The sequence below is a fragment of the Halolamina rubra genome, assembly GCF_000739555.1.
Lineage (GTDB): Archaea > Halobacteriota > Halobacteria > Halobacteriales > Haloferacaceae > Halolamina > Halolamina rubra.
On the sequence record NZ_BBJN01000031.1, the window covers coordinates 1 to 23,664 of the forward strand.

General features: G+C 71.5%; 25 protein-coding genes, 1 tRNA gene and 2 pseudogenes. 17 read left to right on the forward strand and 11 right to left on the reverse strand.

What is annotated here, in order from left to right; genetic code table 11:
- On the forward strand, positions 1–678 hold a 678-nt coding region (locus tag ACP95_RS15870), incomplete at its 5' end, for a DUF5787 family protein (RefSeq protein ID WP_049980890.1).
- Between the two features lie 6 nt (positions 679–684).
- Here ACP95_RS15870 and ACP95_RS09030 read toward each other — a convergent pair.
- The 6 genes from ACP95_RS09030 to ACP95_RS09055 form a co-directional block, all read right to left on the reverse strand.
- Entirely contained in the window at positions 685–1,506 is an 822-nt protein-coding gene (locus ACP95_RS09030; protein WP_049980891.1) for an MBL fold metallo-hydrolase, read from the reverse strand.
- Positions 1,507–1,533: 27 nt separating this feature from the next.
- The gene (locus ACP95_RS09035) at positions 1,534–2,382 is read right to left on the reverse strand and encodes an arginase family protein (protein ID WP_049980892.1); all 849 of its coding nucleotides are present in this window, start codon (positions 2,380–2,382) and stop codon (positions 1,534–1,536) included.
- A complete protein-coding gene (locus ACP95_RS09040) occupies positions 2,382–2,756 on the reverse strand; it encodes a translation initiation factor IF-5A (protein WP_049980893.1) in 375 nt (124 codons plus the stop codon). Before ACP95_RS09040 ends, ACP95_RS09035 begins: the two co-directional genes overlap by 1 nt.
- Positions 2,757–2,837: 81 nt before the next feature.
- Positions 2,838–3,380, reverse strand: coding sequence for a DUF7504 family protein (locus ACP95_RS09045; protein ID WP_049980894.1), 543 nt, complete (start codon positions 3,378–3,380; stop codon positions 2,838–2,840).
- Positions 3,370–3,741 (reverse strand): hypothetical protein, encoded by a 372-nt coding sequence (locus tag ACP95_RS09050; RefSeq protein ID WP_049980896.1) that lies wholly within the window; start codon positions 3,739–3,741, stop codon positions 3,370–3,372. Before ACP95_RS09050 ends, ACP95_RS09045 begins: the two co-directional genes overlap by 11 nt.
- Positions 3,738–4,025 carry a hypothetical protein gene (locus ACP95_RS09055; protein WP_154018496.1) on the reverse strand — a complete coding sequence of 96 codons (288 nt, stop codon included), beginning with the start codon at positions 4,023–4,025 and terminating at the stop codon, positions 3,738–3,740. The genes ACP95_RS09050 and ACP95_RS09055 overlap by 4 nt, the downstream gene beginning before the upstream one ends.
- 96 nt (positions 4,026–4,121) lie before the next feature.
- Here ACP95_RS09055 and gcvT point away from each other — a divergent pair.
- The 4 genes and pseudogenes from gcvT (at position 4,122) to gcvPB (ending at position 8,553) form a co-directional block, all read left to right on the forward strand.
- Positions 4,122–5,230: pseudogene (gcvT, locus tag ACP95_RS09060) on the forward strand (glycine cleavage system aminomethyltransferase GcvT).
- The gene (gene gcvH / locus ACP95_RS09065) at positions 5,227–5,607 is read left to right on the forward strand and encodes a glycine cleavage system protein GcvH (protein WP_049980898.1); all 381 of its coding nucleotides are present in this window, start codon (positions 5,227–5,229) and stop codon (positions 5,605–5,607) included. The pseudogene gcvT and the gene gcvH overlap by 4 nt, the downstream one beginning before the upstream one ends.
- 118 nt (positions 5,608–5,725) lie before the next feature.
- Positions 5,726–7,069: an aminomethyl-transferring glycine dehydrogenase subunit GcvPA gene (gene gcvPA / locus ACP95_RS09070; protein WP_049980899.1), complete on the forward strand. Its 1,344-nt coding sequence runs from the start codon at positions 5,726–5,728 to the stop codon at positions 7,067–7,069.
- Entirely contained in the window at positions 7,066–8,553 is a 1,488-nt protein-coding gene (gcvPB, locus tag ACP95_RS09075) for an aminomethyl-transferring glycine dehydrogenase subunit GcvPB (RefSeq protein WP_082224636.1), read from the forward strand. The genes gcvPA and gcvPB overlap by 4 nt, the downstream gene beginning before the upstream one ends.
- A 16-nt stretch (positions 8,554–8,569) precedes the next feature.
- Here the strand turns inward: gcvPB and ACP95_RS16110 are convergent, their stop codons facing one another.
- Positions 8,570–8,737, reverse strand: coding sequence for a DUF7838 family putative zinc beta-ribbon protein (locus tag ACP95_RS16110; protein ID WP_202593812.1), 168 nt, complete (start codon positions 8,735–8,737; stop codon positions 8,570–8,572).
- Positions 8,738–8,843: 106 nt separating this feature from the next.
- Here ACP95_RS16110 and ACP95_RS09080 point away from each other — a divergent pair, with 106 nt between their 5' ends.
- The 7 genes from ACP95_RS09080 to ACP95_RS09110 all read left to right on the forward strand — a co-directional run bounded on the left by ACP95_RS09080 (position 8,844) and on the right by ACP95_RS09110 (position 13,492).
- Positions 8,844–9,083 (forward strand): glutaredoxin family protein, encoded by a 240-nt coding sequence (locus tag ACP95_RS09080; RefSeq protein ID WP_049980900.1) that lies wholly within the window; start codon positions 8,844–8,846, stop codon positions 9,081–9,083.
- A complete protein-coding gene (locus tag ACP95_RS09085) occupies positions 9,080–9,619 on the forward strand; it encodes a cob(I)yrinic acid a,c-diamide adenosyltransferase (protein WP_049980901.1) in 540 nt (179 codons plus the stop codon). Before ACP95_RS09080 ends, ACP95_RS09085 begins: the two co-directional genes overlap by 4 nt.
- 43 nt (positions 9,620–9,662) lie before the next feature.
- Positions 9,663–9,926: a DUF7553 family protein gene (locus ACP95_RS09090; protein ID WP_049980902.1), complete on the forward strand. Its 264-nt coding sequence runs from the start codon at positions 9,663–9,665 to the stop codon at positions 9,924–9,926.
- 42 nt (positions 9,927–9,968) lie between these two features.
- Positions 9,969–10,043 (forward strand) — tRNA-Val (locus ACP95_RS09095).
- A 115-nt stretch (positions 10,044–10,158) separates the two neighbouring features.
- On the forward strand, positions 10,159–11,295 hold the full coding sequence (locus ACP95_RS09100; protein WP_049980903.1) for a hypothetical protein: 1,137 nt from the start codon (positions 10,159–10,161) through the stop codon (positions 11,293–11,295).
- Entirely contained in the window at positions 11,295–12,338 is a 1,044-nt protein-coding gene (locus tag ACP95_RS09105; protein ID WP_049980904.1) for a hypothetical protein, read from the forward strand. The genes ACP95_RS09100 and ACP95_RS09105 overlap by 1 nt, the downstream gene beginning before the upstream one ends.
- Positions 12,339–12,487: 149 nt before the next feature.
- Complete coding sequence (locus tag ACP95_RS09110) at positions 12,488–13,492, forward strand: DUF7544 domain-containing protein (RefSeq protein WP_049980905.1); 1,005 nt, start codon at positions 12,488–12,490, stop codon at positions 13,490–13,492.
- A 6-nt stretch (positions 13,493–13,498) separates the two neighbouring features.
- Here ACP95_RS09110 and ACP95_RS09115 read toward each other — a convergent pair whose 3' ends face one another.
- Complete coding sequence (locus tag ACP95_RS09115; RefSeq protein WP_049980906.1) at positions 13,499–14,398, reverse strand: DUF7351 domain-containing protein; 900 nt, start codon at positions 14,396–14,398, stop codon at positions 13,499–13,501.
- 91 nt (positions 14,399–14,489) lie between these two features.
- Here ACP95_RS09115 and ACP95_RS09120 point away from each other — a divergent pair, with 91 nt between their 5' ends.
- Complete coding sequence (locus ACP95_RS09120) at positions 14,490–16,388, forward strand: S9 family peptidase (RefSeq protein WP_049980908.1); 1,899 nt, start codon at positions 14,490–14,492, stop codon at positions 16,386–16,388.
- A gap of 25 nt (positions 16,389–16,413) precedes the next feature.
- On the forward strand, positions 16,414–17,301 hold the full coding sequence (locus ACP95_RS09125; protein ID WP_049980909.1) for a universal stress protein: 888 nt from the start codon (positions 16,414–16,416) through the stop codon (positions 17,299–17,301).
- A gap of 11 nt (positions 17,302–17,312) precedes the next feature.
- Here ACP95_RS09125 and ACP95_RS09130 read toward each other — a convergent pair whose 3' ends face one another.
- Positions 17,313–19,052, reverse strand: a complete 1,740-nt coding sequence (locus ACP95_RS09130; RefSeq protein WP_049980910.1) for a PAS domain S-box protein — start codon at positions 19,050–19,052, stop codon at positions 17,313–17,315.
- A gap of 162 nt (positions 19,053–19,214) precedes the next feature.
- On the opposite strand from ACP95_RS09130, the gene ACP95_RS09135 reads away from it, so the two are divergent.
- Complete coding sequence (locus ACP95_RS09135; protein WP_049980911.1) at positions 19,215–20,396, forward strand: threonine synthase; 1,182 nt, start codon at positions 19,215–19,217, stop codon at positions 20,394–20,396.
- A gap of 201 nt (positions 20,397–20,597) precedes the next feature.
- Positions 20,598–21,296, forward strand: coding sequence for a helix-turn-helix domain-containing protein (locus ACP95_RS09140; RefSeq protein WP_049980913.1), 699 nt, complete (start codon positions 20,598–20,600; stop codon positions 21,294–21,296).
- 4 nt (positions 21,297–21,300) lie between these two features.
- On the opposite strand, the gene sucD is transcribed toward ACP95_RS09140, so the two are convergent.
- Positions 21,301–22,170 (reverse strand): succinate--CoA ligase subunit alpha, encoded by an 870-nt coding sequence (gene sucD / locus ACP95_RS09145; protein WP_049980914.1) that lies wholly within the window; start codon positions 22,168–22,170, stop codon positions 21,301–21,303.
- Positions 22,167–23,312 carry an ADP-forming succinate--CoA ligase subunit beta gene (gene sucC / locus ACP95_RS09150; RefSeq protein WP_049980915.1) on the reverse strand — a complete coding sequence of 382 codons (1,146 nt, stop codon included), beginning with the start codon at positions 23,310–23,312 and terminating at the stop codon, positions 22,167–22,169. Before sucC ends, sucD begins: the two co-directional genes overlap by 4 nt.
- A gap of 147 nt (positions 23,313–23,459) precedes the next feature.
- On the opposite strand from sucC, the pseudogene ACP95_RS09155 reads away from it, so the two are divergent.
- A pseudogene (locus tag ACP95_RS09155) lies at positions 23,460–23,664 on the forward strand (EamA family transporter); the annotation flags it as partial.

Genomic DNA, 23,664 nt, shown 5'->3' on the forward strand with positions numbered 1-23,664 from the left:
CGCGCCGCCGAGGCCGGCTTCTTCGAGCGCGATCGCCGCGGCGGCCGCACGTACGTCCGGCAGACGACGCGCTACCCGGACTGGATCGACCGACTCGTCGGGATCGAGAACAAGCCCGACCTCGGCCGCCCGGGCGACCTCGAGTTCCAGCTCCGGTTCGACGCCGCGCTCGCGCTGTTCGACGAGCTGTGGCTCGCGACCGAGAGCTACGTCACCGGTGCGCACCTGAACCGCATCCCCGACACCGTCGGCGTCTGGCGGTTCGACCCCGAGAGTGGCGAGCGCGAGACGGTCAGGGAGGCGTCGCCGCTGGCCGTCGACGAGCCCGGCGTGGAACTCCGGGCGGAGGCGCCGCTGCGGACCGACGTGAGCCTCGTCGACGCCGAGGCGAAGGCGCGGCAGCGCCGCCGGATCGCCGAGCGCGCGTGGGGGAAGGGGTGGCGCCCCGCCGAGTTCCCGGGCTGTGCCCGCTGTTCGGCGACCGACGACGCGGTCCCGCACTGCGCGTTCCACGACCGCCCCGTGGCGCCGTCGATGGACTGCGGGACGGACTGTCCGGGGTACGAGCCGGGGGAGACGCCGGAAACCGACCCCGCGGAACTGCGCGAGGAGCGGAGTCCGTGGGTCAGCGACCCCGCGGGCGTCGCCCGCGAGCAGAGCGGCCTGGACCAGTTCTAGCGGCCCCTACAGCTCGTACACCTCGCCGTCGACGGCCAGCGGCTCCGCGAACGCCTCGTTCACGGGGTAGTAGTGCGCGAGGTGGACCAGCCGCGTCTCGTCGGCGTCGAGATCCTCGCTCAGCCGGAGCGCCCCCTCGCGGGTCATGTGCTTCGTGCCGAACGTCATGGGGACGCCGTCGACCACGTCAGAGCCGCCCATGGGGTGTTTCGGCGCCAGCGACGCCGGGACGATCGCGTCGGCCAGCAGCAGGTCCGGATCGCGCAGCGCGTCCCGGGACGCCTGCGGGATGTCGTAGCTCGTGTCCCCCGAGAGCGAGAGCTTCGCGCCGGTCTCCGGATCCTCGACGACCAGCCCGTAGCACGCCATCGGCGGGTGTTCGACCGGGACGAGCGTGAGCTCGAGGCCGCACGTGGAGAACGTCGTCAGCGGCTCCTGCCCGAACACGTCGACGACGTCGAGGTAGTCGTAGCGCTCCCGGACCGAGTCGGCGACGCTCTCGCCGGTGAACGGGTCGACCTCGCTCGCGGCGTGGACCGGCAGGTCGTCGAGCAGGCGGTAGAAGTTCCCCAGCCCGTCGAGGTGGTCGAAGTGGATGTGGGTGATCACGGCCGCGTCGGGGAGGTCGGCGCCCGTTTCGGCGAACTGGTGGCGGAAGTCCGGCGAGGCGTCGATCAGCAGACAGTCGCCGGTGCGCTCGTTCTCGACGTGGACCGAGAACCGCGAGCGCTCGACGCCGCGGTCGCGGGCGCGCTCGCAGGTGGCACAGTCACAGCCGACCGTCGGGGTGCCGGTCGTGTCGCCCGTGCCGAGGAGGGTGACGCGCATTCAGTTCGGGAGGGGAGGGCGGAGGACTTAGTGGTCCGGGTCGGCGTGCGAGTAGACGAACTCCTTCAACAGTTTGCCAGCCAGCGCGGCGGCCTGCCCGTCGTCGCGGTCGTTCACCTCGACGGCGTCGAAGCCGACCGCGTGGGGCGCGACCTGCCGGACCACGTCGCGCATCTCCCGCGGCGCGAGGCCGAACGGCTCCATCGTCCCCGTCCCGGGCGCGACCGACGGGTCGGCGCCGTCGATGTCGACCGAGAGGTACACCGACTCGTCGCTGAACTCGGGCGTCCAGTCGGCGACGTCTTCCGGGCCAACGACCGTCACGTCGTCGCGCTCGGCGCGCTCCCACTCTTCCTCCGAGCCCGTCCGGGCGCCGAGGATCACCGCGCGGTCGGCGGCCCCGTCGACGGTCGAGAGCGGTTCGTCGTCGGGGTCGCCGTCGAGCGCACGCCGGGTGACCGCAGCGTGGCTCCACGGGTTGCCGTCGTAGTCGTCGCGGAGGTCCAGGTGGGCGTCGAGCACGACCAGCACGTCGGGGTCAGTCGCGCGGACGCCCGCCGCGGTGACGGTGTGCTCGCCGCCCAGCAGGAGCGGGACGGCGCCGTCGGCGACCAGATCGGCGAGGCTGCCGCCGAGGAACTCGAGGTACTCGACCGCGTCGTCCCACGCCCGCACGTCGCCGGCGTCGTGGACGGCGCAGTCGGAGAAGTACTGGTCGGTGCGGCGGTCGTAGTCGTCGAACGTCCGCGCGAACCGCCGGATCCGTTCCGGGCCGAACCGGGCTCCCGGCTGGAACGTCGTCGAGGCGTCGAGGGGCGCGCCGACCACCGCGTAGTCGGCGGCCGCCCGCTCGGCGACGGCGCCGGGGAACCCCATCACACGATCTTCCGCTGGCCCTCGTACTCGAGGTACTCGATCTCGTCGTCCGGCTGGAGCTCCTCGTCCTCGGGGATGCGCATCGTGAACGTCTCGAACGTGTCGAGGTCCATCACCTGCGCGTCGTTCCCCTCGACGGAGACGACCTGGCCGCCCTTCCGCTCGACGATCGGGACCCAGACCTTCGCGTCGACCGGCTGGGAGAGGCTGCGCTTCTTCTCGTCGAACACGCCCACGCCCTCGATCCGCGCCTTCGCGCTGCCGTGCTTGCCGGGCTTGGCGGTGCTGTAGTGGTTGATCTCGCAGGGGGATTCGTCCATCATCACGTAGCTCCCCTCCTGCAGTTCACGCACCTGCTTCTGCTCTTTCGCCATGCCTGTGAGTTTCCGGGTGAGGGGTATAAACCGTTTGGAACGGGGCGAGAGCCCCCGACCGCCCGGGATTCGGTCGCTCGGCTACTCCAGCGATACCGACCGGTCGTGCAGGTCCCGGAACCGCGCGAGCGTCTCCCCCGAGACGACGTCGTCGACGAGCCCGGTGACGTGTCTGAGCCCCCGGCCGCGGGCCCGGGTGACGAACTGCGAGAGCAGCCGGTAGAGCTTCGCCTCGTCGACGTACATCAGCATCGTCCCGAGCCCGTCGACGACGACCCAGCCGGTGCCCTCAGCGAGGTAGCGCTCCCCCCGGGAGAACTGGATGCTGATCCCCGTCAGGTCCGAGGGCGAGACGCGCTCGGCGAGCCAGCAGGGGCCGTCGTACTGTATCGGCGACGCCGACACCGGCACGATCCCCACGTCCTTCGGGTCGCCGCCGGCCGCCCGAACCGCCCGCTCGACGCGCTCGGGCGCGTCGACGGTCACCACGAGCAGGTTCTCGAGCGCCTGGGACGGGAGGTGGGCGATCGGCGTGTCGCGGTTCGAGAGGGTGGCCAGCGCGGCCTCGCCCGGCTGGAGGTCGAGCGGCCCCCCGTCGGGGGGCTGCTGTTCGCTACTCGCCATCCTCCCCCTCCGTGGCGCCGGCGAACCCCTGCCCGCCGGGCGACCGCTCGAACTCACCGGCCGTCGGCGCGTCGTCGGCGTCGAACGACGGCTCGCCGAGCCGGACGAACTCCCGGGCGAACAGCCAGACGGAGCCGGCAAAGCAGAGACAGGAGAGCAGGTACGTTCCCTCCGAGACGGTCGTCATCCCGAGCCCCTCCTCGAACACCGAGCCGGCGGTGAACACGAGCACCGACGCCGCCAGCATGACGACGGCCTCGGTGTGCAGCAGCGTCCGGGCGTAGGCGACGACGGGGTAGAGGATCGCCAGCGAGACGACGACGAGCACGGCGGTCTGGGCCGCGAGCACGTGGACGCTCATCCCGCCCTCCGGCCGCTCAACAGTAGGATCCCCTGTGCGGCGGTCCACGCGATCAGCACGATGGCGATACTCCCCAGCAGCCTGCTGGCGTCGGTCCCCATCGACGGCTCGACGAGTTTGATCGCGGCGATCGCGAGATACGCGAGCGTGATCGGCACCAGCGGCCGGACGACGCGCCCGAACGGCGCGTCCCGGTAGCCGCGGGCGGCGACGACGGCGAGGGGCAGCGTCGCCGAGAGGACGACGACCTGCCCCAACCGGAACAGCTCGGCGAGTGTCGGCACGTCCACGGCGTTGGGAGTCAGGGGGTTAGCCTTTTCCCTCGGTCACGGGGTGGCCGGGATGGCAAGACATTACTTCCCGCCACCGACACTCCCACTATGGCCACACGGCGACCACCGCTGTACGAGGTCCACGAGGACCGCGGCGCGGGGTTCACCGACTTCGGCGGCTGGGAGATGCCCGTGGAGTTCGACTCCATCCGGGCCGAACACACCGCCGTCCGCGAGGCCGCCGGGATCTTCGACGTCTCCCACATGGGGGAGATCCGCGTCGAGGGCCCCGACGCCGAGACCCTGATGCAACGGCTGACGACCAACGACATCGCCGCGATGGAGCCGGGCGACGCCCAGTACGCCTGTATCACCGACGAGGACGGGATCATCCACGACGACACGATGACGTACCGCCTCCCGGAGGGCGGGTACCTGTTCGTCCCCAACGCGGGGCACGACGAGGAGGCCGAGGCGCGCTGGGTCGACTACCGCGACGAACACGACCTCGACGCCGAGGTCACCAACGAGACCGCGGACTGGGCGATGTTCGCGGTGCAGGGGCCCGACGCGGTCGGCCTCGCCGCCGACGCCGTCGACGCCCTCGGCGCGCCGCTGGAGGCGGAGAGCGACGACCTCGCCGACCTCTCGCGGTTCACCGCCACCCGGGCGACCGTCGCCGGCGTCGACTGTCTGGTCGCCCGCACGGGCTACACCGGCGAGGACGGCGTCGAGATCCTCTGTGCCGCCGACGGCGCCGAGGCCGTCTGGGCCGAGTTCGACTGCCAGCCTGCGGGCTCGGCTCGCGGGACACGCTCCGGATGGAGCAGGGGCTCCTGCTCTCCGGGCAGGACTTCCACCCCGAGGAGAACCCCCGAACCCCCTACGAGGCCGGCGTCGGCTTCACCGTCGACCTCGACACGGAGTTCGTCGGCCGCGACGCGCTGGCGGCCCAGAAAGAGGCCGGCGTCGAGGAGACGTTCACCGGCCTCGTGCTGCAGGAACGCGGCGTCGCCCGCCACGGCTACGAGATCACCCACGACGGCGAGACGGTGGGTGAAGTCACCAGCGGGACGATGAGCCCCACCCTGGGCGAGCCGATCGCGCTGGGCTACCTCCCGACCGAGCTGGCCGAGGACGGCACCGAGGTCGGCGTCGTGATCCGCGGCGAAGAGAAGCGTGCTGAAGTCACCACACCCCCCTTCATCGACCAATGAGCTTCGACACCCCCGACGACCGGAAGTATCTCGCATCGCACGAGTGGGCGACCACCGACGAACCGACCCGTATCGGCATCTCCGACTTCGCGCAGGACGAGCTCGGCGACGTGGTGTTCGTGGAACTGCCCGACGAGGGCGACAGCGTGAGCCACGACGAGCCGTTCGGCGTCGTCGAGTCCATCAAGGCGGTCTCGGACCTCTACGCCCCGGTTTCCGGCGAAGTCGTCGCCGTCAACGAGGCGCTGCACGACCAGCCCGAACTGGTCAACGAGGACCCCTACGGCGACGGCTGGCTGCTCGAGATCGAGCTCGACGACGAGTCGGAGTTCGAGGAGCTGATGGACGCCGACGAGTACGCCGACCAGATCGCCTGAACCGGCGGTTCGCCGCTTCGCTCCCGCGCGCCGACCGTCCACACGACCCTGCACAGTCACCCCCACTACCGCGCCGGAGTCGGCACGTCTTTGTCCCCGAGGGCCCACCGTTCTACCCATGAGCCACGGCAGTCCCCAACAGGGAGGGAGCCCGTACGCTCCGCACACCGACGCCGAGACGGCCGCGATGCTCGACGCCGTCGGCGTCGACGACGAGGCCGACCTGTTCGACATCCCCGACCCCGTCGCGTTCGACGGCGAGTTCGGGATCGAGCCCCGGAGCGAGCAGGCGCTCCGCCGGGAGTTCTCGGAGCTGCTCGCCGAGAACGACGACCTGACGGAGTTCCTCGGCCGCGGGCACTACGAGCACTACGTGCCGAGCGTCGTCGACAGCCTCTCGAAGCGCTCGGAGTTCCTCACCTCCTACACCCAGTACCAGCCCGAGATCACGCAGGGGTTCCTGCAGGCGCTGTTCGAGTACCAGTCGATGCTGGTCGAGCTCACGGGGCTCGAGATCGCCAACTGCTCGATGTACGACGCCGCGACCGCGCTGGGCGAGGCCGCGCTGCTCGCCGAGCGCGTCCGGAGCGCCGACGGCGAGGTCGTGCTCGTCCCGGAGATCCTCCGCGAGGGGAAGCGCTCCGTGCTGGAGAACTACGTCGACGGCGCGGAGCTCCGCGTCGAGAGCTACCCCACCGAGGGCGGGACCGCCGACGTCGACGCCCTCGCCGACGCGGTCGACGAGGAGACGCTGTTCGTTTACGCCGAGACGCCGACGGTCCGGGGCTGCATCGAGCCCAACCTCGCCGAGATCGGCGAGCTCGCCGACGAGGCGGGCGCGCTGTTCTGTCTCGGCTCCGACCCCGTCGCGCTCTCGATCCTCGAGGAGCCGGCGAGCGTCGGCGCGGACGTGGTCGTCGGCGAGGCCGGCGTGCTCGGCCTCCCCACGGCGTACGGCATGGGGCTCGGGATGTTCGCCTGCAAGGAGGAGTTCCTCCGGCAGGTGCCGGGCCGGCTCGTCGGCGCCAGCGAGGACGCCGACGGGACGCGCGCCTACACGCTCACGCTCCAGACCCGCGAACAGCACATCCGCAAGCAGCGCGCCACCTCGAACATCTGCACCAACCAGGCCTGGGTGGCGCTCCGGGCGGCGATGCACGCCGCCTACCTCGGCGCCGACGGGCTCGTCGACATCGCGGAGGACTGCGTGACCCTCGCCCGCGATCTCGCCGCGGACCTCGACGACATCACCGGGCTGCGTGCGCCCGTCGACGACCGTCACCACTTCCGCGAGTTCGTCGTCGGCACCGACCAGCCCGCGGGGGCGATCGCCGACGACCTCGAGGCGGAAGGCTTCGCGGTCCACGTCCTCGGCGAGCACCGACTGCAAGTCTGTATCACCGACGCCAACGCCCACGCGGCGGACGACTTGGTGGCCGCGTTCGAGGAGGTGGCAGCATGAGCGACGGTCCGGGCGGCAAGGAGAGCCGCACGGGACAGAACGGACCGACCGAAAACGGACGCGAGCCCGGACGCACCTACGACCAGGCGACATACGCCGTCAGCGACGACGAGAACGAACCGCTGCTGACCGAGAAGCGCAGCGACACCGTCGAGCCCGGCGACGCGCTCCCCGACGACCTGACCCGCGACGACCTCACGCTCCCGAACCCCGAGGAGCCCGAGCTCGCGCGCCACTACACCCGGCTCTCCCAGATGAACTGGAGCGTCGAGTCCGGCCCGTACCCGCTGGGCTCGTGTACGATGAAGTACAACCCGCCGGTGACCGAGGACGTGGCCGCCGACCCCAACGGCGCGGTCCACCCCGACCGCTCCGCGGACTCGATCCAGGGGACGCTCGGCCTGCTCGCGGGGCTGCAGGACTACCTCGCCCGCATCGGCGGCATGGACGCCGTCTCGCTCCAGCCGCCGGCCGGCGCCGCCGGCGAGTTCACCGGGATCGCCGTCGCCCGCGCGTACCACCGCGCCAACGGCGACGACCGCAGCGAGGTGCTGATCCCCAGTTCCGCCCACGGGACGAACTTCGCGACGGCCGCGCTCGCGGGGTACGACGTGGTCGAACTCCCCTCCGCGGAGGACGGCCGCGTCGACATGGAGGCGCTGGAGGCCGCAGTCTCGGAGGACACCGCGGCGCTGATGCTCACCAACCCCAACACGGTGGGACTGTTCGAGCGCGACATCGAGGCCGTCGCCGACGTGGTCCACGACGCCGGCGGCCTGCTGTACTACGACGGCGCGAACCTCAACGCGCTGCTGGGCCGCGCTCGCCCGGGCGACATGGGGTTCGACATCATGCACTACAACGTCCACAAGACGTTCGCGACGCCCCACGGCGGCGGCGGGCCGGGCGCCGGCCCAGTCGGCGTCACCGAGGAGCTGGCGCCGTTCCTCCCCAACCCGCGCGTCGAGGCGACCGACTCGGGCTACGAGCTGGTCGAGAGCGACGAGGCGATCGAGAACGTCCACGGGTTCCAGGGCAACTGGCTCGTGCTCGTGAAGGCCTACGCCTACATCGCCCGCCTCGGCGACTCGGGGCTACGCGACGCCAGCGCGAAGGCGGTGCTGAACGCGAACTACCTCGCCGAACAGATCGACCTCGACGTGCCGTACGGGCCGTTCCACCACGAGTTCGCCGCCACGGCGGGCGACGCCGCGGCCGCCGACGTGGCGAAACGGATGCTCGACTTCGGCGTCCACCCGCCGACGACGAACTGGCCGGAGATGGTGCCCGAGGCGATGCTCACCGAGCCGACGGAGATCGAGAGCAAGCAGTCGCTCGACGATCTCGCGGCAGCGTTCAACAACGCGCTGGGGTCGAGCGAGGACGAGCGCCACGACGCGCCGAGCCGGACGACCGCCAAGCGCATCGACCAGACGAGCGCCGCGCGGGAGCCGCGGCTCTCCTGGCAGGCGCTGGAGGAGTAGCGGAGAACGCGCGGTTTTACGCCGGCTGCGCGGTGCTGATGCCGTTCACCTGGATGAAGCCGTAGTCGCACTCCGAGCAGTGCCACTTCGTCTTCTCGCCGAGGTGGAGGTTCATCGACGCGACCTTCCAGAACGTGCGCGTCTCGCCGCAGTCCGGACACGCGTGTTCGGCTTCGAGGCTCATAGCCGTCGAGTTCGGCCGTGGGGCTGTTGAAGATGTCGTTTCGGGCGTCGACGCCCCGAACACCGTCGTAACAAGCTACTTCCCCCGTCCCGCCCAACCCACGCGCATGTCCGTCACCCTGTACGCGCTGGAGGGCTGCCCGTGGTGTGAGAACGTCCACGACGCCCTCGAGGAACACGGGATCGAGTACGACACCGTCTGGGTCGACGCGCTCCACTCCGAGCGCGACGAGGTCGCCCGCCTGAGCAACCAGCGCGCGGTGCCCGTCCTCGTCGACGACGCCCACGGCGTCACGATGGCCGAGAGCGCGAACATCGTCGAGTACGTGGAGGCGACCCTCGCGTGACGGTGTACACCGGCCGCGGCGACGAGGGGCAGACCGACCTCGGCAACGCCGAACGCGTCTCCAAGACCAGCCCGCGGATCGAGGCCTACGGCACCGTCGACGAGGCGAACGCGCTCGTCGGCCGCGTGCGCCCCACCGGCCACGACGACGTGGACCGCCAGCTCGCCCAGATCCAGAACTGTCTCCACGTCGTGCAGGCGGAGTTCGCCAACCCCGACACCGGCGCGGACGACCCCCAGATCGGCCCCGAGGACATCGACCAGCTGGAGGACTGGATGGACGAGGCCGACGGGGAGCTCGAGCCGCTCACCTCCTTTATCCTCCCGGGCGGCGGCGACGCCGGCGCGCGCCTCCACCAGGCCCGCGCGGTCACCCGTCGCGCCGAGCGCCGCGCGGTCGCGCTCGCGGAGACCGACGGCGAGGCGGTCAACGCGGAGGCGATCCGCTACCTGAACCGGCTCTCGGACTACCTGTTCACCGCCGCGCGCCTCGTGAACCAGCGCGAGGAGGTGCCCGAGGAGTCGCCGACGTACTGAGTCGGCCTCAAGGCTTTTGACCTTTCGAAAGCAACATGGAGACATGGCGAGCCACTTCGAGGACGCACGGTACTACATGGGTCGGGCCGTCGATCACGCGAAAGCCGGCATCAAGGAGGAGGTCGAGCCGCTGGAGGAGCGGGTCCGCGAGCTCACCGGCCGGGAGAAGGAGCCGGAGCCGAGCCGGCTGGAGCAGCTCCAGGCGGACCTGAAGGAGCTGGAGCAGCGCGCCGAGGGCGAGGCCCGCGAGGCGGTCGAGAACGCCCGCGAGCGGGTGACCGCCTACCGCGAGCAGCGGCAGGACTGAGACAGTACGCTTAAGTCCGGCCTCGCGTAACTTTCGGTCGAAGGGTCGGTGGTCTAGTCCGGTTATGACGGCTCCTTCACACGGAGCAGGCCCCAAGTTCAAATCTTGGCCGACCCACTTCCTCTCGACGCTGTTTCGGTAGTCGAAACGCTACACGGCCCAGCGTTCGTCAGCCGGTGACGAAACCCGTCAGGGAGTGAGCTAACGGTTACCACACTCCCGCACGGAACGTATGGGACTGTTCAGCAGCGACCCGGCCGACCGCGTCTGCGGGATCGCGATCGACGACTACGGGCTCCGGATCACGACGATGGCCTGCGACGACCGCTCGCAGTCGAGCCCGGCCGACAACGAGTTCGTCTCGATGATCGACGCCCCCGGCGGGAGTCAGCCGTCCGGGCTCGACGAGACGTTCGCGGCGCTGGCGGGCCCGGCGACGCCGATGCTCGAGATCGAGAGTCTGGGGCCGATCCGGACGGTGACCGTCGGCGAGGGGTACGCGGACCGGCTCGCGACGCTGTACGACGCGATCGACGACGACGGCTGGACGGGCGAGACTGTCGTCGCCCTGCCCGCCGACTACGCCGAGAGCGCGGAGGAGGCGCTCGCCGACGCCGTCGAGGATGCGGGGTTCGACGTGCGACAGGTCGTCAGCCACGACGTGGCCACCAGCGTCTGCGGCGCCGTCGACTACGAGATCGACAGCGAGGAGTACGGGAGCCACCCGATCGTGGCGGTCGACCTCGGGCTCTGGGAGATCACGGTGACCGTCGCGGCGGTGAACCTCGACGAGGGGCGGGTCCGGATCCGCGGCCGCGAGACGATCGACGCCGGGCTCGCGAAGCTGCTGGAGGTGACCGGCGAGAACGCGCTCGTCGACGCCGGCGTCCCCGAGGAGGCGATCGACCTCTCGGCGACGGTCGCGATGCACTCGCTCGCCCGGGAGGTGTTCGATCCCGCGACCGATTCGACCACCGGGACCGTCGAGATCGGCGGAGAGCGACTCCAGATCCGGGTCGGGACCGAGCACTTCATCGACCTGTTCGCGGACATGACCTCGGTCGCGGAGTCGCTCGCGACGGAGCTGGTGCTCGAGGCCGGCTACGCGCCCCGGGAGCTGGATCGCGTGATCGTCTCCGGCTTCGGCAGCGAGGGGGAGTCCGGCGAGGACCTGACCCACCAGATCGCCGCCCGGTTCACGAGCGACGACTCGTTGGCCGCGGAGGTCGGGCCGCCGTACGCACCCGAGCGGGTGTTCTTCGGCAACGGGATGACGCCCGACCTGGGCGCGGCGGACGTGGCCCGCGAGGCCCGCGACCTCGACCGCGACGTCCAGGTGCTCGAAACCCTGGACGTGGAGGCCTCGTGATGGCTGCCGCCGACGACGCCGGCGCCGCCGACCCGGTCGCCGCCGCGGCCGACGCCGAAGCCGAGGCGCTGCTCGACCAGTACACCGAGCGCTGGAGCGTCGCGAACGACCTCGCCGAGTCGTCGACCGTCCGGAGCCACGAGGAGTGGGACGCGATCAAGGAGATCGAGCGCACGCTCACCGTCACCGAGTCCACGCGGACCGTCTCGGTCCCGCCGTCGGACGCCCCGTCCCGGGGCTCGGTCGTCCCCATCGACGAACGCTACGAGCACGCGCCGGAGGCGTTCGAGGCCACGACCGTCGAGTTCGCGGACTTCGACGGGGCGCGGCTCGTCGGCTGTACGGACTGCGGCGGGAGCGGCCGCGAGGCGTGTGGCACCTGCGACCGGCGGACCGTCGTGAACTGCGACGAGTGCCGCGGCGACGGCACCGCCGACTGCGGGGCGTGTGCCGGCCAGGGCGCGGTCGACTGCGCCGACTGCAACGGGACGGGCAGCCGGGGCGACGCCGCCTGCAGCCGCTGCAACGGGACGGGCGAGCTCGCCTGCCGGACCTGCAACGCGACCGGCGAACGCCAGTGTCCGAAGTGTGACGGCGCGGGCGAGGTGACCTGCCCGGACTGCGCGGGGCAGGGCGACGTGCCCTGCAGCACCTGTACGGGCGCCGGCGAGCTGTACGAGACGACGAGGGGGACACTCGAGTACGAGCCCGAGTCCACGTTCGCCGTCGACGACCCCCGGGGCGCCGACGAGGCGTGGTTCGCCGACGTGGACGGGGACCGCTTCGACATGACGGTGCGGAGCACGCCCGACCGGGCGAGCGACGGCGGGCCGACGACGGTCGCTCACGAGGTCGAACAGCGGTCGGTACCGGTGTCGAAGGTCAGCTACGAGTACGGCGGCGAGGCGTACGACCTCTACCAGGTGGGCCGGAACCTGCACAGCCACTCGGTGCCGAAGTCGACCACGCGGCGGCTGCTCCCGGTCGTCGCCGTCCTCGTCGTCGCCGCCCTCGGGGGGTACTACTACTTCGCCGTCCTCTGACCCGGCCCGGCCGTTCTCACGGCGGTGAACACGACCGAAACTATATCTTACCGGTCGCCCAACAGCTTCGGCATGACGCCCCGACCCGCCGGCCGTACACCCTCCACGAGCCGCCAGTTGAGCCGTTCACACCGCGAGAGGGCGCGCCGATGACGCTGTACGCCCTCCAGGACATCGACGACGCGATCGCCGCCACGCGGGCGTTCCTCTGGCCGTTCGACCTCGGCCGCTGGGTGAAGCTCGCCTTCGTCGCCTTCTTCCTCGGGGGCACCGGCGGGGTCAACCCGTTCCAGTTCAGCGGGAGCCCGCAGGGGACGCCGACCGGGCCGACCGACCCCGGGGGTGCACCGAACTTCCGGGCGATGATCGACGCCATCAGCACGACCGAGTGGCTGCTCATCGGCGCCGTCGTCGGCGCGATCCTGCTGATCGGCCTCGCCTTCGCGTTCGTCGGCGCGGTGATGGAGTTCGTGTTCGTCGAGTCGCTCCGGCGCGAGCGGGTGGCGATCCGGGAGTACTGGCGCGGCTGGTGGTGGCAGGGCGGCCGGCTGTTCGGCTTCCGGCTGGTCGTCGGCCTGCTCTCGCTGCTGCTCGCCGGCGGGGCGATCGTGGCCGCGGTCTGGCCGCTGCTCACCGGGACCCCTGGTTTCTCGCTCCCGCTGCTGTTCGTCGCGATCGGCGTCGCGTTCGTCGTCGCGATCGTGGGCTCGCTCGTCAACGGGTTCACGACCCAGTTCGTCGTCCCCGTGATGATCGCGGAGAACCACAACGTGCTCGCGGCGTGGCGGCGGTTCTGGCCCACGCTGACCGGGCAGTGGAAGCAGTACCTCGCCTACGTCGTCCTGCGGTTCGTGCTCGCGATCGCGGTCGCGGTCGTCGTCGGCGTGATCTCCTTCGTCGCCGCGCTGGTGCTCGCGATCCCGTTCGTGATGGTCGGCCTGATCGGCGCCGCGGCGCTGGGGGCCGCCCCGATGGTCGGCTGGGGGATCATCCTGTTCGCGGTCGCGCTGTTCGTGCTCACGCTGATCGCGCTCTCGCTGTTGGTCGCCGTGCCGGTCCAGACGTACCTGCGCTACTACGCGCTGCTCGTGCTGGGCGACACGGAGGAGGCGTTCGACCTCGTCGCCGACCGGCGGCAGGCGATCCGGGCGTAGCGGCCGCTACCCACCCGTCCCGGGCTCGATCGTCGTCTCGACGACCGACAGCGACTCGTCGACGGTCACCGCGAGTTCGTCGCCGCCGGCCTCGTAAGTGACGCTGGCCCGAACGGGGTCGCGGCGCTCGAAGCGCGCGCTGTCGGTGTCGAGCGCCGTGAACCGCCAGAGCGGTTCCCCCGAGACGTCGACGCCGCGCTCGTGGTGGAACGAGACGACGGCGGGATGCTCCGCGAGCGTCGTGCCGAGGTCGGCGACGACGACCTCCCCGCAGCGCTCGCAGTCGAACCGGCAGGTCGGCACGTTCTCGACCCACGCCGGAACGTCGTCGGCCTCGACGGTCGACGCGAGGGGGAGCACCGTCTCCGCCATCCGGCCGTCACACAGCGGACAGAACCCGTCCCGGCTGCTCCGGACGAACTTCCGGCCGTATCGGGCGGCCACCCGGGGGTACGCCGCCGCGTCGTAGCCCGCGAAGGCGCCAGGTGGGACCAGGAAGTGGTTGACGTGAGGACAGTCGTCACAGCCGATCTCCGCCGTGCCGTCGTCGTAGGTGAACGAGAGCGACGACCCACACCGCGGGCAGTCGTCCGCCATCTCGACCGTGTCGACGTCGAGCGTCTGGGTGTACGCCCCGCTCAGTAGCGCGCCGACCAACTGGGCGCCCGCGGTCGTGAGCCGGTAGCCGTCGTCGGTCTCGGCGACGAACTGCCCGTCGAACGTGCCGAGGTGGTAGTTGAACTGTCCGGAGTCGCGCATCCCCACGGCGTCGCGGAGTTCGGAGAACGTCGCCTCCCGGTCGTCGGCGTCCCAGAGCGCCCGGAGCACCTCGATGCGGGTTTCGTCCGAGAGCACCCCGAACGCGTCGTCGGCGTCGACGGCGTCGACGATGTCCGGCTCGTCCATGCCGGGAGCTACGGGAGGGCGCTCATGTAAGTTCTGTTTCAGAAGGCGCGTTCTGCTAAGAGTTTTTACACCATCGCCAGACCAAGGTTGTGTGACGGACGAGACGGACTTGCTGGAGGAGCTCGCCAGCCTCCCGACGCTGGCGCATCCGACGGCATCACCCGACGGCGAGCGGATCGCACTGTTCTACGACGTCACCGGCCGGAACCAGCTCCACGTGCTGGATGTGGACTCTGGATCGCTCACCCAGTGGAGTGACGGCGAGGTGCCCCGAGCGGTCAAGGAGGCGCCCCACTGGAGCGCCGACGGCGAGCGCGTCTACTTCCACGAGGACGACGGCGGCGACGAACAGCACGACGTCCACAGCATCACCGCCGACGGCGAGACCGAGGCGGTGGTCACGCTCGACGGCCAGACCACGCTGTTCGACGTGGGCGACGACGGTGACACGCTCGCGGTGGGGTCGACGGCCGCGGGCCAGCAGAACCTCTACGTTCACCGTCGCTCGACTGGCGAGACCGACCGGATCACCGACCACGAGCGCGCGGCCCACAGCGGCGTGCTCCCGCCGGCCTGCGACCGCGTGGCGTACGCGAGCAACGAGCGCGACGACCCGAGCAACCAGGACACCTACCTCGTCGGCGTCGACGGCAGCGACCGGCGACGCCTCGACGTGGGCGACCCCGGCGCCGAGACCGTCCCGGTCGACTGGGGGCCCGACGGGCGGCGGCTCCTGGTGAGCGACACCAGCACCGACCTGAACCGCTGTGGCGTCTACGACACCGACCGGGACGAGGTCAGGTGGCTGGGTGACGGCGGCGCCCAGGAACGACCCGTGGCGTTCACGCCCGACGGCGACCGCGTGCTCGCCGTCAGGACGAGGGAGGCCGCGGACGCCAGCGTGGTGTACGACCTCGACAGCGGCGGGAGCCGCGAACTCGACCTCCCCGAAGGGGTGAGCCCGTTCGTCCGCTTCGGGAACCCGATACTCGACGACCGGCGGGTGCTCGTGATGCACACGACGCCCACCCGACGCCCGGAGCTGGGCTGCTACGACCTCGAGACCGACGAGTACGAGCGCCTGATCGAGGCGGAGTACGGCGATATCGACCCCGGTCGGTTCCGCGACGCCGAGTTCTTCACGGTGGCGTCGGACGGCGTCGCCGAGACGCCGGCCCGGGCCCTCCAGCTCTCGCCCGCGACCGAGCTCGACATCGAGTGCCTGCTGTACGACTCCGGCGAACGCCCCTCCCCGCTGATCGTCAACCCCCACGGCGGCCCGCCGGTCCAGGAGAAGCGGTCGTTCGACCTCTACACCCAGTTCCTGCTGACGCGGGGGTACAGCGTCCTCCAGATGAACTACCGGGGGTCGGCCGGCCGCGGCCGGGCGTTCCGCGAGGAACTGTACGGCGACTGGGGCGGCGCCGAGCAGGCCGACGTGGCCCGCACGGCGGAACACGTCATCGAGACGCGTGACTGGATCGACGAGGAGCGGATCGGGGTCTACGGCGGCTCCTACGGCGGCTACTCGGCGTACTGGCAGCTGGTTCAGTACCCCGATCTCTACGACGCCGGGGTCGCCTTCGTCGGCGTCTCGGACCTGGTGGACATGTACGAGAACACGATGCCCCACTTCAAGACCGGGCTGATGGAGCGGTACCTCGGAACCCCCGAGGCGAACCCCGAGCTGTACGAGGAGCGGTCCCCGGTCACCCACGCCGAGAACCTCGACGCGCCGCTGCTGATCGTCCACGGCGTCAACGACCGGCGCGTTCCCGTCTCCCAGGCCCGCATCATGCGGGATCGACTGGAAGCACTGGGGTACGAGCGCGGCGAGGACGGCGAGTTCGAGTACCACGAGCTCGGCGAGGAGGGTCACGGCTCCTCCGACATCGACCAGAAGAAGCGGACGTTCCGGCTGCTCGGGGCGTTCCTCGACCGACGGCTGGGCCGCCCAGTCGCTGCCGGAGAGCACGGCGACAAAGCGTAAAGGGCGGGGGTGCGAACCGCCGGACATGTACGACCAGATCCTCGTCGGCGTCGACGGGAGCGACGAGTCCGAGCGGGCGGCGCGGTACGGCCTCGAGCTCGCCGCCCGCGTCGGCGCGTCGGCGACCGCGGTCCACGTCGTCGAACAGGGCGCGCTAGAGCTCACCCGCGGCTCGGAGGAGGCCGCCGAACTCCGGGCGGAGCGCGGCGCCGTGCTCGACGCGGTCGACGAGATCGCCGACGCCGTCGGCCACCCGGTCGACCACGAACTGCTCGAGGGCAACCCCGCGAAGCGGCTCACCGCCCACGCTGAGGAAGTCGAGGCGGACCTCGTCGTGCTCGGCCGCCAGGGGATCTCCGGCGTGAAGCGGCGCGTGCTCGGCGGCGTGACCGAGCAGGTGCTGCACCGCAGCGACGTGCCGGTGTTCGTGGTGCCAGACGCGGCCGAGGGGTTCGCCGCCGACCGGCTGCTCGTGCCGACCGACGGGAGCGAGAACGCCGCGCAGGCGCTGCCCCACGCCGCCGCGCTCGCCGGGATCGACGGCGGCGGCGTCGACCTGCTGAACGTGATCGACCTCGCGGCCGCCGGCGGCGCGTTCAACGCCGGCGGGCTCGAGCCCGAGTTCGTCCAGCGCCTCGAGGCCCGCGGGCGGGCGGCCGTCGAGGACGCCGCCGACGAGCTCCGGGGGCACGACTCCGACGCCGAGATCCGGACCGCCGTCGAGCGCGCCGACCCCGCCAGCGGCGTGGCCGCGCGGATCCGCTCCTACGTCGAAGACGAGGGGGTCGACGCGGTGGTGATGGGCTCACACGGCCGCAGCAACCTCCGGCGGACGCTGCTCGGGAGCGTCGCCTCGAACGTGCTCCGGCGCGTCGACGTGCCGGTGCTGGTGGCGGTGCGCGACGGGGAGTAACCGCCGGCGCGTCAGCGCCGCTCGACGCCCGTGATCTCGAAGCGGGCGCCGCCGTCCTCGCTCTCGGTCAGCGAGAGCTCCCAGCCGTGGGCATCGGCGACGTTCTCCACGATGGTCAGCCCCAGTCCGGTGCCGTCGGCGTCGGTCGAGAACCCCGTGTCGAACACCGACTCGCGCTCCCCGCTCGGCACCCCCGAGCCGTCGTCGGCGACGTAGAACCCGTCGGCCAGTCGGCCGACCGTGACGGTCACGGCCGGCCCGCCGTGGTCGACGCTGTTCCGGAACAGGTTCTCGAACAGCTGGCGGAGCTGGTCGGGGTCGGCCTCGATCCGCCCCTCGGCGTCGACGGCCAGCGAGGCCCGGGCCGTCTCGACGGTCGCCCACGCCTCCCTGGCCGCCGTCGACAGGTCGACCGGTTCGGGTGCCATCGCGTCCTCCCCCTGTCGCGCGTTCGCGAGCAGGTCGTCGATCAGCGTCTCCATCCGGTCGAGCGCGCGCCGGACGTCCGGCACGTGCTCGCTGTCGACCTCCTCGGCGAGCAGCTCCACCCGCCCCCGGGCGACCTGCAGTGGGTTGCGCAGGTCGTGGCTCACGACGCTCGAGAACTCCTCGAGGCGCTCGTTCTTCCGGACGAGCTCCTCCTCGCGGGCCTTCCGCTCGGTGATGTCCCGGTCGATGGCGACGAACCGGTCCTCGCCGTCGATCTCCAGCCGGATCAGGTGGACCTCGACGGGGAACGTCGAGCCGTCGGCGCGCCGGAGCTCGCCCTCGAACCGCCGGGGCGTGTCGAGCGGGAGCTCCCGCCAGAACGCCCGGGCCCGCTCGGGGTCGGCGGTCGCGTCCACGTCCCAGACCGTCGTCCCCAGCAGCTCCTCGCGGTCGTACCCCAGCTCCTCGCAGGCCTGCCGGTTCGCGTCGACGATCCGCCCCTCGGCGTCGTGGATCACGACGATGTCCGGCGTGAGTTCGAACACCGCCGCGATCCGGTCGCGCCGGTCGACCGCCCGACAGACGCAGACGTGGCCGCCGTCGGGCAGCCGGGTCAGCTCCAGCCGCTGGGGGAGGCGCTCGCCGTCGCCCGTGATCCCGCGGGCGGTCCCACGCCAGGAGCCCGCCACGGGGAGGTCTGGCAGGACCGACTCGCGGAACCGCTCGACCTCCGCGTCCGGGTAGAGCTGGTCCCAGCGCTCGCCGACCAGGGCGTCGCGGTCGTAGCCGTACATCGACGCGTAGGCCTCGTTGACGTACCGGAACGCCCCCTCGGGGTCGACGATGCCGACCCCCTCCTCGGCCGCGTCGAGCGCGAGGTAGCCGCGACGGAGCTCCCGTTCGGTCCGGCGCTTCGCCGCGGCCTCCTCGACCGCGTTCGCGAGCAGGGGCCTCGAATCGGGCTCGCCCTTCCGCACGTACTCGTCGACGCCCGCCGAGACGGCGCGGTTCGCGACCGCCTCGCTCTCCGCGGCGGTGAACAGCACGAACGGCGTCTCGATCCCCGCCTCCCGGAGTCGTTCGAACAGCTCGACCCCCGACAGCGGCGCCGTCCCGTAGTCGGCGACGACGCAGTCGAACGCGCCGTCCCGCAGCGTCTCGACCGCCGTCCCCGGCTCGGCCGGCGTCGTCCCCACGCCGTCGATCGCCGCCTCGAGCCGGCTCGCCGTCGTCGCTGCGGCTCCCTCGTCGCCGACGACGAGCACGTCGATCCGGCGGTCGGCCCCCTCGAAGGGGGCGGTGTCAGGCGGGGGCGTCTCCATACGTGACGCTCCGTCGGGCGAGCCAATAAACCGCCCCCTCTCGGTCGGGCGTCGACGGTATCAGCAGCCGTTTGTTCGCCCGCCTCATACCCTTCCGGAGACCGGATCGACCCCCTCGCCGGGACCCGATCATTCTTTCCGCGACCGCGCGTACCGACGGCCATGACCCGCGTCTGCTGGCGCTGCGGCGCCCGAACCGACGACGACCGCCGGGTGCGGTGTGACTGCGGCGAGCCGCTCTGGCTCGAGTCCGACCCCGAGGCGGCCCCCGACTCGTGGCCGTCCTGCATCGAGTCGATGTGGGACGTGCTGCCGCTGCTGGGGGTCGACGCCCCCAGCCCGGGCGACGGGCTGCCCGCCGCCGCCGGCGGGACTCCGCTGGTCCGGACCGAACCGCTGGACACCGGTGGTGTCACTCTGTACGTGAAACCGGAGGGGCTGAACCCGACGGGGAGCTTCAAGGACCGCGGGACCGCGTTCGGGATCGCCGCCGCACTCGAGCGCGGCGAGCGCCGCGTCGGCACCGTCTCACACGGGAACATGGCCGAGAGCGTCGCCGCCGGCGCCGCCGCGGCCGGGATGGACTGCACCGTGCTCGTCCCGGCGGACATCGCCGACGAGCGCCTCGCCGCCATCGCGCGCTACGGCCCGCGACTGGTGCGGGCCGACGGCGACTACGGCCGGCTCTACTTCGAGGCGCTCGAGGCGGGCCGCGACGCCGGCGTGCGCTTCCTGAACAGCGACGCCCCCTGGCGGGTGGCGGGGCAGGCGACGACGGCGCTCGAGGTGCTGGCGCAGTTCGCCCGTACGGCGGACGGCGAGGCGCCCGACGCGCTCGTCCTGCCGGTCAGCAGCGGCGGCCACGCCAGCGGCGCGTGGCAGGCAGTCCGGTCGCTGACGGCGGCCGGCCTGCTCGACGCGCCGCCGAAGCTCTGCTTCGTGCAGGCGGCCGCCTGCGCGCCCATCGCGGAGGCGTTCGCCCGCGGCGACGACGAGGTGACCGCGGTCGAGGGCGGGGCGACGATCGCCTACTCCATCGCCAACGCCGATCCGCCGAGCGGGAACCGGGCGCTCGCGGCCGCCAGCGCCACCGACGGCGCCGTCGTCGCCGTCGACGACCCGGCGATCGAGCGCGCCGGCGAGCGGTTCGCGGGCGCGGGGCTGGCGGTCGAACCCGCCTCCGCGACGACGCTAGCGGCGCTGGAGCCGCTCCGGGACGCCGGCGTGCTCGACGACGGCGACACCGCGGCGCTTGTCGCGACCGGGCGCGGCTTCGGCGACGGCGGCGCCGAGGTCGCGACCGAGCGCGTCGACCTGTCGGCGGTCGATTCACTGTTCGAGTGAAAAACTGCGTCTGGGTGATGGTTTAAAAGCCCGGAGCACACAAGCCAAAAGACTACCCTCCCGCCGACCAAACGTAGATGTGTCCACCGGCGCACCAGCGTCGGATGGGCCGCCTCTGACATCGGGGCGTGGATCCCTTCCCGTCCACCCCCACTTTTCGTCCCCACATAACCTTAGTAACGGGCCGTCGAAGCGTCGGCCGTGAGCCTCATCGCCGAACTCCGCCTGACCGACGCGCAGCTGGTAATGCGGCCGTCGGTAGAGGCGGCTCCCCGGATGACCCTCGAGCGGGAGTGGGCGACCGCGGCCGACCGCGCGTCCGACCCGGTGCTGTTCGTCTGGGCCTCCGGCGGCGACTTCGAGGCGTTCGAGGACGCGTTGCCCGAGGACCCGACGGTCACCGACTACGAGCGCGTCGACGGCGGCGACGACCGGCGGCTCTACCGCGTCGTCGTCAACCGCGACGTGACGACGAACCCGGGGCCGATCGACCGGCAGACCGGCGCCTCCCGGCTCTCGATCGAGACGACCGCCGATGGCGCGGTGCTGAAGCTGCGGCTCCCCGACCGCGAGGCGCTGACGGAGTACATCCGGCTCCTCCGCGAGAGCGGGTTCAGCGTCGAGCTCCTGCGCGCCCACCCGGCGGACGACGAGCACGGCCAGCAGTACGACCTCTCGGAGAAACAGGCCGAGGCGGTGCAGGAGGCGCTGGCGGCGGGCTACTTCGAAGTGCCCCGCGAGACCGATCTCGGGACGCTGGCCGAGCGGTTCGACATCTCCGAACAGGCGCTCTCCGAGCGGATCCGCCGCGGCGTCTCGTCGGTGCTCGGGGCGACGGTCGGAACGCGCGACGGGGTCGGCGAGAACGCCGCCGTCGACGCCGACGACGGCGAGGAGTAGCGCGCTACAGGAAGCTCTCGACGTTGTCGGCGACCTCCTCGGGAGTGTCGCCGACGGGGACGCCCGCGTCGTTGAGCGCGTCGATCTTGCTCTGTGCGGTGCCGGTGCCGCTGCCGGAGACGATGGCGCCGGCGTGGCCCATCCGCTTGCCCGGCGGCGCCGTGCGGCCGGCGATGAAGCCGGCGACCGGCGTCTCCATGTTCTCCGCGATGTAGGCGGCGGCCTGCTCCTCGTCCTCGCCGCCGATCTCGCCGCACATCACGACGGCCTCGGTGTCGGGGTCGTCCTCGAACGCCGCGAGCGCGTCGACGAACGACGTGCCGATGATCGGGTCGCCGCCGATGCCGACGGCGGTGCTCTGGCCGATCCCGCGCTGGGTGAGGCTGTCGACGACCTGGTAGGTCAGCGTGCCCGAGCGGGAGACCAGCCCCACCTTCCCCTCCGAGAAGATGTTGCCCGGCAGGATGCCGAGCTTGGCCTCGCCGGGGGTGATGATGCCCGGACAGTTCGGGCCGATCAGGCGGGTGTCGACCTCCGAGAGGCGCTTGTTCACCTTCGCCATGTCCTGGGTGGGGACGCCCTCGGTGATCGCGACCGCGAGGTCGAGCGGCGCGTCGAGCGCTTCGAAGATGGCGTCGCCCGCGAACGCCGGCGGGACGAAGATGACCGAGGCGTCGGCGTCCTCCTCGATCGCGGCCTTCTGCACGGTGTCGTACACCGGCACGCCAGCCGAGGTCTGGCCGCCCTTGCCGGGGACGGCGCCGGCGACCACGTTGGTGCCGTACTCGATCATCTGTTCGGCGTGGAAGTTGCCCTCCCCGCCCGTGATGCCCTGTACCACGACTCGGGTGTCGTCGTCGACGAGAATGCTCATTGGTTCACCTCCTCGGCGTCAGCGACCGCACGCTGGACCGCCGACTCCAGCGTCTTCTCGACCGTCACGAGGTCGGTGTTCAGGATCTCCATCCCTTCCTCGGCGCGAGTCCCGGCCAGTCGGACGGTGACCGGCTTCGGGATCTCGTCGAACTGCTCCAGCGCCTCGTTGATCCCCTTGGCGACCTCGTCGCCGCGGGTGATGCCGCCGAAGATGTTGAAAACAACTGAATCGACGTTCTCGTCGGAGAACACCATGTCCAGCGCGTTCGCGACGCGCTCGGCCTTGGCGCCGCCGCCGATGTCGAGGAAGTTGGCGGGCTCGCCGCCGTAGTAGTCGACGAGGTCGAGCGTCGTCATCACCAGGCCCGCGCCGTTGCCGATGATGCCGACGTTGCCCGAGAGTCGGACGTAGTCGAAGCCGTACTCGCCGGCCTTGCGCTCGAGATCGTCCTCGTAGGACGCCTCGGCCATGTCGGCGAGGTCGGGCTGGCGGAACAGCGCGTCCTCGTCGATGTTCATCACGGCGTCGGCGGCGACGACCTCGTCGTCGGCCGTGATCATCACGGGGTTGACCTCGATCTCGGAGGCGTCGGACTCCTCGTACAGGTCGAACAGCGTCCGCAGGATCGACGCCACGTCGCCGGCGAACTCCCGGTCGACGCCGGCCTCGTACACCACCTTCCGGGACTCGAAGGGGTGCATCCCGAACGCGGGGTCGACGTGCTCGCGGGCGATCGCCTCGGGCGTCTCCGCGGCGACCTCCTCGATGTCGACGCCGCCCTCGGTGGAGACCATCGCGACCGGCTCGCCGGCCGAGCGGTCCATCGTGACGCCGACGTACAGTTCGTCGACGAAGTCGACGCCGGCCTCCACGAGCACGCGATCCACGGTGTACCCTTTCAGGTCCATGCCGAGGATCGACTCGGCGGCCTCGCGGGCCTCGTCCTCGCTCGTGACGATCTCGATGCCGCCGGCCTTCCCGCGGCCGCCGACGTGGACCTGTGCCTTGATCGCGGCGGGGTAGCCGATCTCCCCGACCGCCTCGACGACCTCCTCGACCGAGGAAGCGAGCCGAGACTCCGGCACCGGGATGCCGGCCTCGGCGAACACCTCCTTCGCCTGGTACTCGTGTAGTTTCATCGCCTAAAGGAACTGGGGACCGTGGGGCGCATAATCCCGTCGGTACGCGCTTGCGTACCGTGCGGGCGACGGCACGTGATCGGCGGCCGAGGGCGGTCGCCTGCCGGGACCGACGGCCCCTTGTGGACGGCGGCGAACAGGGCGACGATGGCAGACGCCCTCGCCGCGCCGCCGGTGGTGTACGCCCTCGCGCTGGTGCCGGCGCTGTTGTGGGGGTTCTCGCCGGTGCTCTCCAAACGCGGGATGGCGGCGGGCGGCACCTCGCTCCAGGCGTCGCTGGCCGTCGTGGTCGTCGACAGCACGCTCTACCTGCTCGCGCTGGCGGCGCTGCGGGGCGGCGACGCGTTCGCGG